Below are 16,629 nucleotides of genomic sequence, written 5' to 3'. Positions count from 1 at the left end.
ACTTAGATTGGGTTCTGATTCCAAGGAGAACCCACGTGATTTCTGCTCCGCGCGCCGGCGTCTTCGCCCTGACGGCGCTCGCCCTGACCGCCACGCCAGCCCTCGCAGCGCCCGTGGCGCGCGGGACCACGACCGACGACGTCATCGTGGGCCGGGCCAAGGCGGACCGGATCATGTCCCTCGGCGGCCGCGACCGGGTGCGCGGCTACGGCGGTGACGACACCATCTATGCCGGCAAGGGCCACGACGTCGTCTACGGCGACGGCGGCAACGACTGGATCACGCTGCAGCCGGGCGACGACTGGGTCGCGGGCGGCCTCGGCAACGACAAGGTCGACGGCGGCCAGGGCGACGACGTGATGTACGGCGGCGAGGGTGACGACATCCTGGCCTCCAACACCGGCAACGACGTCGTCTACGGCGAGGTCGGCAACGACCTCCTCGGCGGCAACGACGGCGACGACCGCCTCATCGGCGGCGAGGGCTCCGACAAGATGATCGGTGGCGCCGGCAACGACTGGATCGACGGCGGCGCCGGCGACGACGGCGCCATCCAGGGCGGCGCGGGCAACGACGTGCTCGTCGACGGCGACGGCCACGACTGGCTGATCAAGGGCGACGAGGGCGACGACGTCGTCTTCCTCGGTCCGGGTGCCGACAAGGTCTTCACCGAGCAGGGCAGCGACACGATCTACGTCCTGCCCGACGGCTCGGTCGACAAGATCCGCTGCGACGACGGCGGCCAGGAGCAGGGCCAGTCCGACCGGGTCGTCTTCGTCGGCTGGCGTGACCCGCTCGACGTCGTCGACCCCTACGGCACCTGTGAGTTCGAGATGACCGTGACCGACCTCCCGGCCGGCTGGCCCTACGGTCCGGTCACCGCGCCTGCGCGTCAGGCCGCGAACAACAGGTAGAGCCCACCCACGGTGAAGCCGACCATCGCCACGAGCAGCGGGAGCTGACCGGTCAGCTGGTGGCGCCGGGGGAGCAGCTTGATGGCGCGATCGTGTGCTGCGACGACACCGACGACGTGCCCGAGGGCGACCGCCACCACCTTCGTCACGGCGAGGAACGTCGGGTGCGTCGAGAGCCAGTAGTCGACCGCCAGGTCGGCGGTGCCGAGGTAGTCGTCGCCGCGGGTGAACGGGTCGCTGAGCTGGATGATCGTCAGCTGTCCGTACTCGACGAAGTAGGTCAGGTAGTGGGCGACGATGTAGCCCACGATGATCGGCACGACCGAGTGGGCGAAGAGGTCGGGCAGCGCCCGGCGCGGGGTCTCGCTGGTGACGCCGGTGGCCATCGTGGCCAGCGTCAGCACGAGCGCGACGCCGGCTGAGAAGCACACCAGCGCCAGGGTGTCGGGCAGCACCCGCGACGCCGACATCGACTGCACGAGCTTGAGCCAGGGAGTGGACTCCCGGAAGGAGTCGAAGGCCGTGCTGCCGAAGAGGATGCCGACGACCGCGACCAGGCCCGGGCGCGCGACCAGCGTGTCGAGGTTGGCCAGCGGGCTGCGGATCACGAGCCGGCCCTCGCGGCGACCCCAGACCGACAGCTTCGCCACGAGCGAGGAGTAGACCTCGAAGGGGTCCGCGCGGGCGAGGAACGTCGTGCCCCACACCGCGGAGCCGATCAGCATGATGCCGAGGTAGGCCGCGACCCACAGGCGTACGGGACCGAGGTCGGTGGAGGCGGGGTAGACCAGCTCGAGCCAGACGAAGGCGAAGAGTCCCGCTGCCGCCGGCCAGTAGCCCAGGCGTGCGGGGTAGGCGTACAGCCCCTGTCCCTCGGGCACGCCGGAGATCCTGGCGAAGAGCATGGCGATCGTGCGCGCCGGGCTCACGGCCTTGAAGAACTCACCGAACAGCAGGGACGCAGGGACCAGCCCGACCCACAGCAGCACGTAGAAGGTGCCGAGGAAGGGGTTGGTGAGGCTGTCCTTGCCGAAGACGGCCGCGGCCCCGACGTAGAGGAAGAACGCCATGCCCAGCACCCGCGCTGCGACGGCCAGCGCTCGCGAGGACACCAGCCGGTCGAGCCAGGCGGGCGCGGGCCTGCCGCTGGTCGCCGCGTCGTAGCGCGGCTCACGCCACGCGACCGCGAGGACGGTGAAGGAGATCACCAGTGCCGCGACCGCGCCGGCGATGGCCAGCTCGGAGGGGATCGGGAGGTCCTTGGCGCCGCCCAGCCCGTGGGCCGAGATCGCGCCGCCGGCGCCCGGGCTCAACGGACTTCGAGCTGGAGCACGATCGAGTCGGGGTCGTGGCTCTCGACCTCGACCACGCCGGGACGGTCGACGGTGATCTCGTGCTCGGAGGTGCCGGCCTCGTAGGCCAGGTCCTGCTCGGGGGTGCTGTGCACGTGGAGCTCACCGGCCTCGTCGGCGGTGACCTGCAGGACGAGTGTCTGGCCGACGGCCATCTCGACACGCTCACCGTTCGGCGTGAAGGTGTCGCCCTCGCGGGTCACCTCGACGGTCACGGTGTCGTCGCCGGTGTCCTCGCTGCCTGACTCGTCCTCGGAGGTCGAGGAGCTCGGGGAGGAGCTCGGGGAGGAGCTCGGGGACTCGCTCGCCGCCGGGCTTCCCGTCGCGGGGTCGGCGTCGTCACCGCAGGCGCTGAGGCTCCCGGCGAGGACGAGGACGAGGGGGGCGAGGCGCGCGAGACCGCGACCGGACACAGGTTTCTCCTAACGACTGTTCCACGAGTGACGGTGGCCACGGCTCACGCCGTGCCAGCGCCTCTGCCAGAATCCCATGCGGGACAAGCCATCGACGACTCGGCCTCAGGAAGGGGCGCACCCCATGAGCGAGCGCAGCGAGCACGTGCATGAGTGATCGGCTCGGGCCGCGGGACCTGGCGATCCTGGCCGCCGAGTCCCCGACAACGCCCATGCACAACGCGACGGTCGAGGTCTTCGACCCGGGTGACTCCGGCTTCGACCACGACCGGCTGGTCGAGCTGATCGCCGACCGCATCGCGTTCGTGCCGCGCTACCGCCAGCGGCTGCAGGTGGTGCCGGGACGCCTGGCCAACCCGGCCTGGGTGGACGACGAGAACTTCGACCTCGGCTACCACGTACGCCGCTCCGCGCTGCCGCGCCCGGGCACCATGGACCAGCTCCGCGAGCTCGTCGCGCGCATCGCCTCACGCCCGCTCGACCGCAGCCGTCCGCTGTGGGAGTGCTACTTCGTCGAGGGCCTGGCCCACGGACACATCGCGCTGCTCACCAAGAGCCACCAGATCCTCGTCGACGGTCGCGAGACCGTCGACATCGGGCAGGTGCTGCTGGACACCTCGCCCGACCGCTCGACCCTCGGGCACGACGACGACTGGCGCCCCCGGCGTACGGCCGGTCCGGTGGCGGCTGCCCTCAACGCGGTCACCGACAGCCTCGAGAGCCCTCGCACGCTGTGGTCGACGACCCGGGCCAACGCCGAGGCGATGGGCCGTCAGGCCTCGGCCTCGGGTGCCCGTGTCGCGGAGGTCGCCAGCGCGCTCGCCGGCCGCGGTCCGGTGCACTCCACGCCGGTGCACCGCAAGCTCTCCCAGCAGCGCCGCTTCGTCGCCGTACGCACCGAGCTGGCCGACTACCGCGCGATCCGTGAGGTGCACGGCGGCACCGTCAACGACGTCATCCTCGCCACGATCGCCGGCGGCCTGCGCGGCTGGCTGATGGCGCGCGCGGAGTCGATGGCGGGACTGCGGACCATCAAGGCGATCGTGCCGATGTCGGTCATCGACGACGAGCTCGAGGCCACCTCGCTCGGCACCCAGATCACCGGCCACCTCGTCAACCTGCCGGTCAGCGAGCCGAGCCCGGTCGTCCGCCTGCACCAGGTGAGCTACGACCTCAGGGCCCACCGCGACAACGGCCGCAACGTGTCGGCCCGGAGGCTGTCGGGCATCGCGGGCTTCGCCCCGACGACCTTCCACGCGCTCGGCTCGCGCCTGGCCGCCGCCGAGCTGCGCCACGGCTTCCACATGTCGATCACCAACGTGCCGGGCCCGCAGTTCCCGCTGTACGCCGACGGCGCGCGGATGCTGGAGTCCTACCCCGTCCACCCGCTGCTGCCCGACCACCCGCTGGCCATCGGCGTGACGTCCTACGACGGCGGGGTGTTCTACGGCATCACCGCCGACCGCGACGCCGTCGCCGACGCGGACACGCTCGGCCAGTGCGTGCTCGAGTCGCTGGAGGAGCTCAAGGACTCCGCCTCGGACTCGCGCCCGCGCGCACCCCGAGGACGCAAGAAGTGACCCGCCGCTACGTGCCCAGCACCCTGCCCCGCCTGGCCGAGGACTGGGAGCGCGAGGGTCCGTCCCTGACCGATCCCGTCCTGGCCGAGGACGACGGCGAGGAGACCGAGTACGCCGCCCTGATGACCGCCGCCGACGCCTCTGCGGAGCTGGTGGCGGGACTGCCCGCCGGGCAGCGTCGCCGGGTGGTGGTGGTCGTCGAGACCGCCACCACCGACGCGCCCGCGACGTGGCGTGAGGTGGTGGCCGTGCACGTCGACGACCGCGACGACGCGCACCCCGACGACGACCTCGCCTGGTGGGCCACCCAGGAGGTCGGCGACCTCCTCACCGGTCGCTGACGCAGGCACTTTGAGGCACCGGTCAGTCTCTGACACGATCAGCGGCATGGACGCGATCACCTTCCCGCCGGCCCCCACCAACGAGCCCAACCTCACCTACGCCCCCGGCAGCCCGGAGCGCGAGGACCTGGTCGCGGAGCTGGCCCGGCTCGAGGGCGAGGAGCGCAGCTTCCCCGCCGTCATCGGCGGTGAGCACCGCGACGGTGGCGGCGCGGAGATCAAGGTCGTGCAGCCCCACGACCACGCCCACGTGCTCGGCACGCTGAAGAACTCCACGACCTCCGACGCCGAGGCGGCGGTCAAGGCCGCGGCCGACGCCGCGCCGGCGTGGCAGGCGATGCCGTTCGACGAGAAGTGCGCGATCATCCTCAAGGCCGCCGACCTGCTCGCCGGGCCGTGGCGCCAGCGGCTCAACGCCGCGACCATGCTCGGCCAGTCCAAGACGGCCTTCCAGGCCGAGATCGACGCGGCGTGCGAGCTGATCGACTTCTGGCGCTTCAACGTCCACTACGCCAAGCAGATCCTCACCGACCAGCCGATCGCCAACAGCCCCGGCATCTGGAACCGCACCGACCACCGCCCGCTCGAGGGCTTCGTCTACGCGATCACGCCGTTCAACTTCACCGCGATCGCCGGCAACCTGCCCACCGCTCCGGCGCTGATGGGCAACACGGTGATCTGGAAGCCGTCGCCGACCCAGCAGCTCGCTGCCTCGCTGACGATGGAGCTGCTCGAGGAGGCCGGTATGCCGCCCGGCGTCATCAACATGCTGCCCGGCGACGGCCTCGACGTGTCGAAGGTGGTCATGCCGCACCGCGACCTGGCCGGGATCCACTTCACCGGCTCGACGCCGACGTTCCAGCACCTGTGGCGCACGATCGGGGAGAACATCGAGGGCTACCGCGCCTACCCGCGGACCGTCGGCGAGACCGGCGGCAAGGACTTTATCGTCGCCCACCCCTCGGCCGACCCCGACGTGCTGCGGGTGGCAATGATGCGCGGTGCGTTCGAGTTCCAAGGCCAGAAGTGCTCGGCCGCCTCACGGGCCTACGTCCCGCGCTCGGTCTGGGTGAGGATCAAGGACCAGCTGATCGCCGACACTGACGCGTTGTCGATGGGCGACGTCACCGACCTGTCCCACTTCATGGGAGCGGTGATCGACCAGCGGGCCTTCGACAAGCACAAGGTGGCCATCGAGCGGGCCCGCGCCACGGACGGGCTCGACATCCTCGCCGGCGGGCAGGTCGACGACTCCGAGGGCTTCTTCGTGCGCCCCACCATCGTCGAGGGCGGCGACCCCACCGACGAGATGTTCAGCACCGAGTACTTCGGCCCGATCCTCGCCGTCCACGTCTACGACGACGACCGCTTCGAGCAGGTCGTCGCGCAGATGGAGTCGTTCGCGCCGTACGCCCTCACCGGGGCGATCATCGCCCAGGACCGTGCGGCCATCGCCTGGGCGCGCAAGACGCTGCGCTTCGCCGCCGGCAACTTCTACATCAACGACAAGCCGACCGGTGCGGTCGTGGGCCAGCAGCCGTTCGGCGGAGGCCGGGCGTCGGGCACCAACGACAAGGCCGGCGCTGCGGTCAACCTGCTGCGCTGGACCTCGCCGCGCTCGATCAAGGAGACGTTCGTGCCGCCGAAGGAGCACCTCTACCCGCACCAGGGCTGAGGTCGCCCGCCACGACGGGGTGGGGGAGGATGGGGTCGTGATCGACCCCGTCCTCCGCCCGCTGTGGCACATGGGTGCCCTGCACCCGTTCGAGCAGGTGCTCACGCTGCTGCTCGCCTTCGGGCCGTTCGTCGTGCTCGGGCTCGTCGTCCGCGCGCGCCGGCGCGAGGACGCGGCCGAGGAGGAGCGTCAGGCCCTGGCGAGGGACGAGGCCCGGCCCGACGTCAGCGGCTGAGCCACTCCACGCCGACCTGGTGCTCGACGTCGAGGGCGTGGCCGATCATGTCGGCGATCATCGCCTCGATCTTGCCGCCGACCAGGGGGATCTTCACGCTGACGTCGAGCTCGACGGTCTCCGTGGTCGTGTCGCCGGACTCGACCAGCACCAGCGTGCCGACCGCCTCGCCCGGCTTGCCGGGGATGGCCAGCTCCACGTCGGCACCGTGCGCGGAGGTCCAGGTCTCGGTCTGCACGATCACGATCTCGTCGCCGACGAACTTCTGGGCGAAGGAGGGGATGTCGTCGGCGGAGCGCACCTGCTCGATCCGCGCCACGTCGCCGTCGATGGCGACCGAGCCGCGCTTGACGCGCTGGCGCTCGAGCACCGCCTCGCGGAAGGCGGGGTCGTCGAGCATGGCGGCCACGGCGTCGGCGGAGGCGTCGTAGGTGAGCTTCTTGGAGAGCTTCTTCATGGCACCCATCATGGCCCAGCAACAGCCTCCACCCCCCTGTTGTGAGCGTCACACGGCGGGTCCTATGGTCGGTGGGTGGCCACGCCCGAGGAGACCAAGGACCAGCAGCTCGACGCCGCGACCCGGGCTCGCCCCGCATGGGGTGACCTGCTCCGCGCCTACTACCGGCACGTCGCACCGGAGGAGGTCGCCGAGCGTTCGCCGGAGGACCTGCTCGGTGCTGTCGCCTCGCACCGCGAGCTGGCTGCCTCCCGGCCGCAGGGCACCGCCGCGGTCCGCGTCGTCACGCCCACGAGCGCCGAGTCCGGCTGGTCGGCCTCGGGCCGCTCGGTCGTCGAGGTCGTCACCGACGACATGCCGTTCCTCGTCGACTCGGTGACCATGGAGCTCAACCGCCAGGGCCACAACGTGCACGCGGTGATCCACCCGCAGTTCACGGTCGAGCGCGACATCACCGGCGAGCTGCAGGAGGTGGCCGTCCACGTCGTCGAGCCGCGTGCCGGCACCGCCGAGTCCGGTGCCGAGTCCTGGATGCACGTGGAGATCGACCGCACCGACGACGACGAGGCCGCCGAGATCACCGAGGGCGTGCAGCGGGTGCTGCGCGACGTACGCGAGTCGGTGGAGGACTGGGCCAAGATGCACGCCCAGGTGCTGGCCGTGGTCGACCAGCTCGACCAGGACCCGCCGCCGCTGGCGGACGCCGAGCTGCGCGAGGGCCGCGACTTCCTCACCTGGCTGGCCGACGACCACTTCACGTTCCTCGGCTACCGCGAGTACCTGCTCGAGGCCGAGCAGGGGGCGCCCGACGAGTGCGGGCTGCGCGCCGTGCCCGGCTCCGGGCTCGGCATCCTGCGCAGCGACCAGGACCTGTCGAGCTCGTTCGCCAAGCTGCCGCCGCTGGCGAAGGCCAAGGCCCGCGAGAAGACGCTGCTGGTGCTGGCCAAGGCCAACTCCCGCGCGACCGTGCACCGCCCGGCCTACCTCGACTACGTCGGCGTCAAGACGTTCGGCGCGGACGGCGAGGTCGTCGGTGAGCGCCGCTTCCTCGGCCTGTTCTCGAGCGCGGCCTACACCGAGTCCGTCACCCGCATCCCGGTGCTGCGCTCGAAGGTCACCGAGGTGATGCGCCACGCCGGCTTCGACCCGCGCAGCCACGCCGGCAAGGCGCTGATGGACACCCTGGAGAACTACCCCCGCGACGAGCTGTTCCACACCTCGCCCGACGAGCTCGCCCCGATCGCACAGGACGTGATGTTCGCCCGCGAGCGTCGCCAGCTGCGGGCCTTCGTGCGCCGCGACACCTACGGCCGCTACGTCTCGGTCCTGGTCTACCTGCCGCGCGACCGCTACAGCACCGCCGTGCGCGAGCGCTTCTCCGACATCCTGCGCGAGGACCTCGGCGGCGAGCACGTCGAGTTCACCGCCCGCGTCAACGAGTCCACCACCGCGCGCGTGCACTTCGTCGTCCACCCGCCCAAGGGCGACCACATCCCCGAGATCAACGTCCCCGACCTCGAGCGCCGCCTGACCGAGGCGTCGCGCTCGTGGCGCGACGACTTCATGGCCGCCGTGGTGGGCGAGTACGGCGAGGACCGCGGGTCGCGGCTGGCCAGGGCCTGGGCCGACGCGTTCCCCGAGGCCTACAAGGAGGACTACCAGCCCCAGCGCGGGTCTGCCGACGTCGGCCGCATCGAGGCGATCGAGGGCCCGGTGGGCATCGACCTCGCGCTCTTCGACCAGGACCAGCAGTCCGGCCTCTACCGCCGCGGCGAGTCGCGCCTCAAGGTCTTCCGCGTCGGTGAGCCGCTCTCCCTGAGCACGATGCTCCCGATGCTCACCTCGATGGGCGTCGAGGTCGTCGACGAGCGCCCCTACGAGCTCGCGGGCCTGGGCCGGCCCACCTACATCTACGAGTTCGGCCTGCGCCACGGGCGTACGCTCCCGCCCCACGAGCGCACCCTCTTCGCCGAGGCGCTGCGGGCGGTGTGGGACGGCTACAACGAGATCGACGGCTTCAACCAGCTCGTCCTCGCCGCCGGGCTGACGTGGCGCCAGGCCACGGTGCTGCGGGCCTACGCGAAGTACCTCAAGCAGGGCAACTCGCCCTTCGCCCTCGACTACATCGAGGAGGCGCTGCGCAACAACGTCGACATCACGCGGCTGCTCGTCGAGCTCTTCGAGGCGCGCTTCGACCCCGGTCGCGGCGACCGCGCGCTCGAGGCCGACGCCGAGGCCCGCACCGCCAAGGTCGAGGCGATCGAGGAGCGACTGGCCAAGGCGCTCGACGACGTGGTGAGCCTCGACCACGACCGCATCCTGCGCTCCTACCGCACGCTCGTGCGCGCCACGCTCCGCACGAACTTCTTCCAGCGCACCGCCGAAGGGCAGGTGCACAACTACATCTCCTTCAAGCTCGAGCCGTCGGCGATCCCCGACCTGCCCGAGCCGCGCCCGCGCTACGAGATCTTCGTCTACAGCCCGCGCGTGGAGGGCTCGCACCTGCGCTTCGGCTCGGTCGCCCGCGGTGGCCTGCGCTGGTCGGACCGACGCGACGACTTCCGTACCGAGGTGCTCGGCCTGGTCAAGGCGCAGATGGTGAAGAACACCGTGATCGTGCCGGTCGGTGCGAAGGGCGCGTTCTTCTGCAAGCAGCTGCCCGACCCCTCCGACCGCGACGCGTGGCTGGCCGAGGGCGTGGCCTGCTACAAGACCTTCATCTCCGGCCTGCTCGACATCACCGACAACCTCGTCGACGGCGAGACCGTGCCGCCGACCGGGGTGGTGCGTCACGACGGCGACGACTCCTACCTCGTGGTGGCCGCCGACAAGGGCACCGCGACCTTCTCCGACATCGCCAACGGCGTGGCCAAGGACTACGGCTTCTGGCTCGGCGACGCCTTCGCCTCCGGCGGCTCCGTCGGCTACGACCACAAGGCGATGGGCATCACCGCCCGAGGTGCGTGGGTCTCGGTGCAGCGCCACTTCCGCGAGATGGGCATCGACTGCCAGCGCGAGGACTTCACCGCGGTCGGCATCGGTGACATGTCCGGCGACGTCTTCGGCAACGGCATGCTCTGCTCCGAGCACACCCGGCTGGTCGCGGCGTTCGACCACCGCGACATCTTCATCGACCCGGCGCCCGACGCCGCGTCGTCCTACGCCGAGCGGCGCCGGCTCTTCGATCTCCCGCGATCGAGCTGGAAGGACTACGACACCTCGCTGATCTCCGAGGGCGGCGGCGTGTGGCCGCGCTCGGCGAAGTCGATCCCGGTCTCCGCGCAGGTGCGCGAGGTGCTCGGCCTCGGCTCCGGCGTCACCGCGCTCACGCCGGTCGAGCTGATGAAGGCGATCCTGCTGGCGCCGGTCGACCTGCTGTGGAACGGCGGCATCGGCACCTACGTGAAGTCGTCGGAGGAGACCGACGCCGACGCCGGCGACAAGGCCAACGACGCCATCCGCGTCAACGGCGAGGACCTGCGCGCCCGCTGCATCGGCGAGGGCGGCAACCTCGGCTTCACCCAGCTCGGCCGGGTGGAGTACGCCCGCTACGGCGCCGGCGGCAAGGGCGGTCGGATGAACACCGACTTCATCGACAACTCCGCCGGGGTGGACACCTCCGACCACGAGGTCAACATCAAGATCCTGCTCGACCGCGTGGTGCGCTCGGGTGCGATGGACGAGTCGGCGCGCAACGTGCTGCTCGCCGAGATGACCGACGAGGTCGGCTCGCTGGTGCTGCGCGACAACTACGAGCAGAACCTCGCGCTCGCCAACGCCGAGGCCCACGCGCCGTCGCTCCTGCACGTGCACGAGGAGTGGATGCGGGCCCTGGAGAAGCGCGGCGTGCTCAACCGGGAGCTCGAGGGGCTGCCCAGCACGCGCCAGGTCAAGCGCCGCCTCGACCGCAAGCAGGCGCTGTCGGCGCCGGAGCTCTCGGTGCTGATGGCGTGGACCAAGATCGTGCTGGCCGACGAGCTGATCGGCTCGGACCTGCCCGACGACCCCTACCTGCGCGAGGACCTGCTGGCGTACTTCCCGAAGCAGATGGTGCCCGACCTCCAGCAGGCGATCGAGGACCACCCGCTGCGCCGCGAGATCATCGTGACCCAGGTCGTCAACGACCTCGTCAACGGTGCCGGCATGACCTTCTGGCCACGGCTCCAGGGCGAGACCGGTGCGAGCCCGGCCGACCTGACCCGCGCGAACTTCGTGGCTCGCGAGATCTTCGGCTCGCTGCCGCTGCGCCAGGAGATCGCCGCCCTCGACAACCAGGTGCCGGCCGAGCGCCAGACCCGGATGCGCATCGAGATGCGCACCCTGGTCGAGCGCGCGTCGCGCTGGCTGGTCACCAACCGCCGGCCCCCGCTGGACTCGAGCGCGACCGTGGAGTTCTTCCGCGGCCCGGTGCAGACGGTGATGGCCGAGCTGCCCGGCATCATGAGCGGCCGCGAGCTCGACGACTACCGCGCCCGCGAGAAGCGGCTCACCGACCACGGCGTGCCCGCCGACCTCGCCTCGCGCGTCGCGGTGCTGGCGTCGGCGTACGCCCTGCTCGGGATCGTGGAGACCGCCGACCGGCTCGGCCTCGACCCGGTGGAGGTGGCCCGCGTCCACTTCGCCCTCGGTGAGCGGCTGGGCCTGCCCGCGCTGGTCGAGCGCATCTTCGCGCTGCCGCGCGACGACCGGTGGCAGACCATGGCGCGCGCCGCGGTCCGCGACGACCTCTACGGCGTGCACCAGCAGCTCACCGCGCAGGTGCTGGAGTCGACGAGTGCCGACGACAGCGCCCCGGCGCGGGTCGCTGCGTGGGAGGACTCCGAGGAGGAGCTGGTCGCCCGTGCCAGTGCCACCCTCGAGGAGATCTGCCGCGAGGAGACCGCCGAGCTGGCCCGGCTGTCGGTGGGCCTGCGGGTGGTGCGCGGCCTGCTGTCCTGACGGACGCCTCGACCTGAGGCCCGGACGTCATGGCGAGTGGTCGTCCGGGCAACCACCGGCCATGACGTCCGGCGCGGGTCAGAACAGCAGCAGCGCGGCGACCACGCCGGCGGCCACGACGGCCCAGCGGAAGACCGCGTCGGGCAGCTTGCGCCCGATCCGGGCGCCGACGTAGCCGCCGACCAGGGAGCCTGCCGCGAGCGTCACCACGACGTCCCAGCGCGGCTCGGCCACGACGATGAAGATGAGGCCCGCGACGATGTTGCCGACCATCAGCGACAGCGTCTTGAGGCCGTTCACCACCCGGAGCTCGAGGTCGGTCCCGAGCCCGAGGACGGCGACCATCATGACGCCGGCCCCGGCGCCGAAGTAGCCGCCGTAGACGCCGGTCACGGTGGCGAACGCCGTCGTGGCGGGGGACATGTGGCGGCGCTCGGCGCGCACCTCGCCGTGGCGTGCCTCATGGCGCTCGCGCAGCCACCGGGCGATCCGGGGCTGTACGCCGACCAGCAGGCAGGTGAAGAGGATCAGCCACGGCACGATCGCCTCGAAGACGCCGGGAGGCAGGCCGAGCAGCAGTGCTGCCCCGGCGACGGCCCCGAGGGCGCAGACGAGGACGATCGCCCGGGCGATCGGGCCGGCCTCGCGGACCTCGTCGCGATAGCCCAGGACGCCGCCCAGGCCGCCGGGGATCAGGCCGAGGGTGTTGGAGACGTTGGCGACGACCGGCGGCAGCCCGAGGGCGACCAGGACCGGGAAGCTGAGCAGGGAGGCGACCCCGACCGTGGATGACAGCACGCCGGCGCCGAATCCGGTCGCGACGACCAGGATGCCCTCGAGCAGGGTCACTGCGTGCTGCGGGCCGGTGGCGGGCAGAGAACTCCCGCTACCAACACACTGTGGAGTGCGGGGTCGAGGTCACGCCAAGAGCGTCGCAAGGACGACCAGCGCCAGTGTCGTGAAGACCTTCATGGTGAACCCCCGAGTGATTTGTGTGTGAGCTTGATCCTAGGGACTGCGCACGCGTGCGGGGAAGCCGTTCTGCCAGTCACGGGTGTCCGGTCGCGTCGGAAGTTGCCGTGGCAGCCCTCGGAGACCCTGCGGGAGGATGGCCCGCATGACCGGCCCCCTCTCCGACCTGCTCGTCGTCGACCTCACCCGCGCGCTCGCCGGACCGCACGCCACGCAGATGCTGGGCGACCTCGGTGCCCGCGTGATCAAGGTGGAGGCGCCCGGCAGCGGCGACGACACCCGCGGTTGGGGACCGCCGTTCGTCGGCGACCCCGACGCGCGCCAGTCGACCTACTTCCTCTGCACCAACCGCAACAAGGAGTCCATCGCCCTCGACCTCAAGGACGAGGCCGACAAGGACGTCCTGGTCGGGCTGGTCGAGCGCGCCGACGTGCTCGTGGAGAACTTCCGCACCGGCGTGCTCGAGCGCCTCGGCCTGGGGATCGAGGAGCTGATGCGCCGCAACCCGCGCCTGGTCGTCCTCTCGATCACCGGCTTCGGCCACGACGGCCCCGAGGGCGGCCGCGCCGGCTACGACCAGATCGCGCAGGGCGAGGCCGGCCTGATGTCACTGACGGGCTCGGGTCCCGACGACCCGCAGCGCGTCGGCGTACCGATCGCGGACCTGCTGTCGGGGATGTACGGCGCCTACGGAGTGATGGCCGCGCTGCACGAACGCGAGCGCACCGGCAAGGGCACCGTGGTGCGTACGTCCCTGCTGGCCTCGGTCGTCGGGGTGCACGCCTTCCAGGGCACCCGCTGGACCGTGGCCGGCGAGGTCGGCCGGGCGCAGGGCAATCACCACCCCTCGATCGCGCCCTACGGCCTGTTCCACTGCCGCGACGGCGCGGTGCAGATCGCGCTGGGCAGCGAGGGGTTGTGGAAGAAGTTCTGCGCGGGCTTCGGCCTCGACCCCGACGCCGAGGGCCTGGCCACCAACGGCGAGCGCGTCGCGCGCCGCGAGGACGTGATCGCCCTCGTCGAGCAGGCCTTCGCCGAGTGGGACGCCGAGCCGCTGCTGGCCCGCCTCGCCGAGATCGGGATCCCCGCGGGCAAGGTCCGCAGCCTCGACGAGGTCTACGAGTGGGACCAGGTCGCCAGCCAGGGCCTGCTCGTCGACGTCGAGCACCCCACCCTCGGCGGGATCACCCTGCCGGGCCCGCCGCTGCGGTTCTTCGACGCCGAGGGCGCCGAGGTCACACGGCGCGACCACGTCGCCCCGCCCCTGCTCGACCAGCACGCCGACGAGATCCGCGCGTGGATCGGCGGGGGTGGGGCGTGAAGCGCTGGACCTCCCACGAGATGCTCGACCTGGTGCTCGACGAGGGCACCTTCACCTCCTGGGACCAGCCCATCGACCTCTCCGGGGTCGAGCCGGGCTACCGCGCGGTGCTCGAGGCCGCCGCTCAGAAGGCCGGCACGGACGAGTCGGTGGTCACCGGCCGCGGTGAGGTGCGCGGGCGCCCGGTGGCCGTCGTGGTCAACGAGTTCGGATTCCTCGCCGGCTCCATCGGCCGCGCCGCCGCGGACCGGATCACCGCAGCCGTACGCCGTGCGACGGCCGAGGGGCTGCCGCTCCTGGCCAGCACCGCGTCGGGCGGTACCCGCATGCAGGAGGGCACGCCGGCCTTCGTGCGGATGGTCGAGATCTCCCGGGCGCTGATGGACCACCGCGCCGCGGGCCTGCCCTACCTCGTGCACCTGCGTCACCCCACCACCGGCGGCGTCTACGCCTCGTGGGGCTCGCTGGGCCACGTCACCGTGGCCGAGCCGGGCGCGCTGGTCGGCTTCCTGGGGCCCAAGGTCTACGAGGCGCTCAACGGCCGGCCCTTCCGCCCTGGTGTCCAGGTCGCGGAGAACCTCGCCGCGGCCGGCGTCATCGACGGCGTCGTGGGCGCCGAGGACCTGCCCGCGATGGTCGACGCGGCCCTCGCCGTGCTCGTCGACGGACCCGGCCCCGGCCGGCTCGAGCCGCGGGCGCCGCGCACGATCGGCGACCACGCCGCCTGGGACAGCGTCGAGCGCACGCGTCGTACGGACCGGGCGGGCGTGCGCGACCTGCTCGCCCACGGCGCCACCGGCACCCTCCAGCTGCGCGGCACCGACGAGGGCGAGCGCGACTCCACCGTGCTGGTGGCCCTCACCCGACTCGACGGCCAGCCGTGCGTCGTGATCGGGCAGGACCGCTCCCGCCAGACGCCCGGACACGCCATGGGTCCCGGAGCACTGCGCGAGGCCAGGCGCGGAATGCGGCTGGCCGAGGAGCTCGGGCTGCCGCTGGTCAGCGTCATCGACACGCCGGGCGCCGAGCTGTCGCCGGAGGCGGAGGAGCGCGCCATCGCCGGCGAGATCGCCCGCTGCATCGCCACCCTGACCACCATGACCGTGCCGACGGTGTCGGTGATCCTCGGCCAGGGCTGCGGGGGAGGGGCGCTGGCGTTCCTCCCGGCCCGGACCGTGATCGCGACCGAGCACGCGTGGCTCTCGCCGTTGCCGCCCGAGGGTGCGAGCGTCATCGTCCACGGCGACGTCACGCATGCCGCCGAGATGGCGCAGCGCCAGCGGGTGCGCGCCACGGACCTGCTCGCCGACGGTGTCGTGCACCGCGTGGTGCCTGAGGTCGACGGGGAGTCGCCGCGCGAGTTGGCCGTCGCCGTCGCCGCCGAGGTGTCCGCGCTGCTGCGCGAGCTCACCGGGCGTCCGCCGGTGGCTGCCGCGAGCTGAGCTGCGAGGAGGCTAGCTCGCCTTCTTCGCCTGCTTCTTCGCGGGCGCCTTCTTCGCGGGCGCCTTCTTCGCGGCGGTTTTCTTGGCGGCGGTCTTCTTGGCGGCGGTCTTCTTCGCGGGCGCCTTCTTCGCGGGAGCCTTCTTCGCAGCCGTCGACTTCTTGGCGGCGGTCTTCTTCGCCGCGGGCTCGTCGGTCTCCTCGCCGCGGGCGGACTTGGCCGCCGCCACGGACTTCTGGAGCGCGGCGAGCAGGTCGACGACCTCGCCGGAGGTCTTGGTGGAGGTCTCGGTGCGCTTGATCTCGCCGCCCTCGATCTTCGACTTCACCAGCGCCTCGACAGCGCCGGCGTAGTCGTCCTCGAACTCGCTGGCGTCGAAGTCGCCGGCGAGCGTCTCGACGAGCATCTGGGCCATCTTGACCTCGGAGTCCTTGACGTCGCCGGGCTCGACCGAGAAGTCGGGGGTGCGGATCTCGTCGGGCCACATCATCGTCTGCAGCACGATCACGTCGTCCTTGACCCGCAGCACCGCGATGCTGGTGCGCTGGCGCAGCGCCACGGTCACGACCGCCATCCGGTCGGCGTCGAGCAGCGCCTGGCGCAGCAGGGCGTACGGCTTGGCGCCGGCGCCCTCGGGCTCGAGGTAGTAGGACTTCTCGAAGAGCAGCGGGTCGATCTGGTCGCGCGGGACGAACTTCTCCACCGCGATCTCACGCGACGACGTCGACGGCAGGTCGGCCATGTCGTCGTCGGTGAGGATGACCATCTCGCCGTCCTCGGTCTCGTAGCCCTTGGCGATGTCGGCGTACGCCACCTCCTCGCCGTCGAGGGAGCACACGCGCTGGTACTTGATGCGGCCGCCGTCCTTGGCGTGCACCTGGCGGAACGAGACGTCGTGGCTCTCGGTCGCGGCGTAGAGCTTGACCGGCACCGACACCAGGCCGAAGGAGACCGCGCCCTTCCAGATGGCTCGCATGGGGTAAGCATGTC

The 16,629-nt window shown here is 71.6% G+C and carries 13 protein-coding genes; 8 read left to right on the top strand and 5 right to left on the bottom strand.

The genetic code is table 11. From position 1 onward, the window contains the following. Window positions 1–35 precede the first annotated feature (35 nt). Window positions 36–914, top strand: a complete 879-nt coding sequence (locus tag IRX98_RS22510) for a calcium-binding protein (protein ID WP_224274341.1) — start codon at window positions 36–38, stop codon at window positions 912–914. Here IRX98_RS22510 and IRX98_RS04895 read toward each other — a convergent pair. Together IRX98_RS04895 and IRX98_RS04890 are read right to left on the bottom strand one after the other, a co-directional pair. Continuing rightward, complete coding sequence (locus IRX98_RS04895) at window positions 893–2,227, bottom strand: hypothetical protein (RefSeq protein ID WP_224274339.1); 1,335 nt, start codon at window positions 2,225–2,227, stop codon at window positions 893–895. The two genes, IRX98_RS22510 and IRX98_RS04895, sit on opposite strands and share 22 nt — an antisense overlap. Continuing rightward, window positions 2,224–2,679 (bottom strand): hypothetical protein, encoded by a 456-nt coding sequence (locus tag IRX98_RS04890; RefSeq protein ID WP_224274337.1) that lies wholly within the window; start codon window positions 2,677–2,679, stop codon window positions 2,224–2,226. The genes IRX98_RS04895 and IRX98_RS04890 overlap by 4 nt, the downstream gene beginning before the upstream one ends. Before the next feature lie 149 nt (window positions 2,680–2,828). Between IRX98_RS04890 and IRX98_RS04885 the strand changes: the two genes are divergently transcribed. The 4 genes from IRX98_RS04885 to IRX98_RS04870 are packed head-to-tail and all read left to right on the top strand — an operon-like array spanning window position 2,829 to window position 6,510. Then, window positions 2,829–4,259, top strand: coding sequence for a wax ester/triacylglycerol synthase family O-acyltransferase (locus IRX98_RS04885; RefSeq protein WP_224274336.1), 1,431 nt, complete (start codon window positions 2,829–2,831; stop codon window positions 4,257–4,259). After that, the gene (locus IRX98_RS04880; protein ID WP_224274335.1) at window positions 4,256–4,600 is read left to right on the top strand and encodes a DUF6912 family protein; all 345 of its coding nucleotides are present in this window, start codon (window positions 4,256–4,258) and stop codon (window positions 4,598–4,600) included. Before IRX98_RS04885 ends, IRX98_RS04880 begins: the two co-directional genes overlap by 4 nt. Window positions 4,601–4,646: 46 nt before the next feature. Beyond that, window positions 4,647–6,275 (top strand): L-glutamate gamma-semialdehyde dehydrogenase, encoded by a 1,629-nt coding sequence (gene pruA, locus IRX98_RS04875; protein WP_224274334.1) that lies wholly within the window; start codon window positions 4,647–4,649, stop codon window positions 6,273–6,275. A 37-nt stretch (window positions 6,276–6,312) separates the two neighbouring features. Beyond that, entirely contained in the window at window positions 6,313–6,510 is a 198-nt protein-coding gene (locus IRX98_RS04870; RefSeq protein ID WP_224274333.1) for a hypothetical protein, read from the top strand. Here IRX98_RS04870 and IRX98_RS04865 read toward each other — a convergent pair. After that, the gene (locus IRX98_RS04865; RefSeq protein WP_224274332.1) at window positions 6,500–6,967 is read right to left on the bottom strand and encodes a DUF2505 domain-containing protein; all 468 of its coding nucleotides are present in this window, start codon (window positions 6,965–6,967) and stop codon (window positions 6,500–6,502) included. The genes IRX98_RS04870 and IRX98_RS04865 overlap by 11 nt on opposite strands. A gap of 75 nt (window positions 6,968–7,042) precedes the next feature. Here IRX98_RS04865 and IRX98_RS04860 point away from each other — a divergent pair, with 75 nt between their 5' ends. Beyond that, window positions 7,043–11,905, top strand: coding sequence for an NAD-glutamate dehydrogenase (locus IRX98_RS04860; RefSeq protein ID WP_224274330.1), 4,863 nt, complete (start codon window positions 7,043–7,045; stop codon window positions 11,903–11,905). 78 nt (window positions 11,906–11,983) lie between these two features. On the opposite strand, the gene IRX98_RS04855 is transcribed toward IRX98_RS04860, so the two are convergent. Next, on the bottom strand, window positions 11,984–12,754 hold the full coding sequence (locus IRX98_RS04855; RefSeq protein WP_224274328.1) for a sulfite exporter TauE/SafE family protein: 771 nt from the start codon (window positions 12,752–12,754) through the stop codon (window positions 11,984–11,986). 268 nt (window positions 12,755–13,022) lie between these two features. Here IRX98_RS04855 and IRX98_RS04850 point away from each other — a divergent pair, with 268 nt between their 5' ends. Continuing rightward, window positions 13,023–14,198 carry a CaiB/BaiF CoA transferase family protein gene (locus IRX98_RS04850; RefSeq protein ID WP_224274325.1) on the top strand — a complete coding sequence of 392 codons (1,176 nt, stop codon included), beginning with the start codon at window positions 13,023–13,025 and terminating at the stop codon, window positions 14,196–14,198. Beyond that, complete coding sequence (locus tag IRX98_RS04845; RefSeq protein WP_224274323.1) at window positions 14,195–15,640, top strand: carboxyl transferase domain-containing protein; 1,446 nt, start codon at window positions 14,195–14,197, stop codon at window positions 15,638–15,640. Before IRX98_RS04850 ends, IRX98_RS04845 begins: the two co-directional genes overlap by 4 nt. A 12-nt stretch (window positions 15,641–15,652) precedes the next feature. On the opposite strand, the gene ku is transcribed toward IRX98_RS04845, so the two are convergent. Next, window positions 15,653–16,615, bottom strand: coding sequence for a non-homologous end joining protein Ku (ku, locus tag IRX98_RS04840; RefSeq protein ID WP_224274321.1), 963 nt, complete (start codon window positions 16,613–16,615; stop codon window positions 15,653–15,655). Between the last annotated feature and the right edge of the window lie 14 nt (window positions 16,616–16,629).

Source organism: Nocardioides lacusdianchii (assembly GCF_020102855.1).
Classification (GTDB): domain Bacteria; phylum Actinomycetota; class Actinomycetes; order Propionibacteriales; family Nocardioidaceae; genus Nocardioides; species Nocardioides lacusdianchii.
The sequence above is the reverse complement of the archived record's forward strand: the minus strand, read 5'-3'. Positions and strand labels throughout refer to the sequence as shown.

Excerpts from the sequence above, each read along its gene's own strand:
- ku (WP_224274321.1), bottom strand. The coding sequence starts at position 16,615 with ATGCGAGCCATCTGGAAGGGCGCGGTCTCCTTCGGCCTGGTGTCGGTG.
- IRX98_RS04850 (WP_224274325.1), top strand. The coding sequence starts at position 13,023 with ATGACCGGCCCCCTCTCCGACCTGCTCGTCGTCGACCTCACCCGCGCG.
- pruA (WP_224274334.1), top strand. The coding sequence starts at position 4,647 with ATGGACGCGATCACCTTCCCGCCGGCCCCCACCAACGAGCCCAACCTC.
- IRX98_RS04885 (WP_224274336.1), top strand. The coding sequence starts at position 2,829 with ATGAGTGATCGGCTCGGGCCGCGGGACCTGGCGATCCTGGCCGCCGAG.
- IRX98_RS04865 (WP_224274332.1), bottom strand. The coding sequence starts at position 6,967 with ATGAAGAAGCTCTCCAAGAAGCTCACCTACGACGCCTCCGCCGACGCC.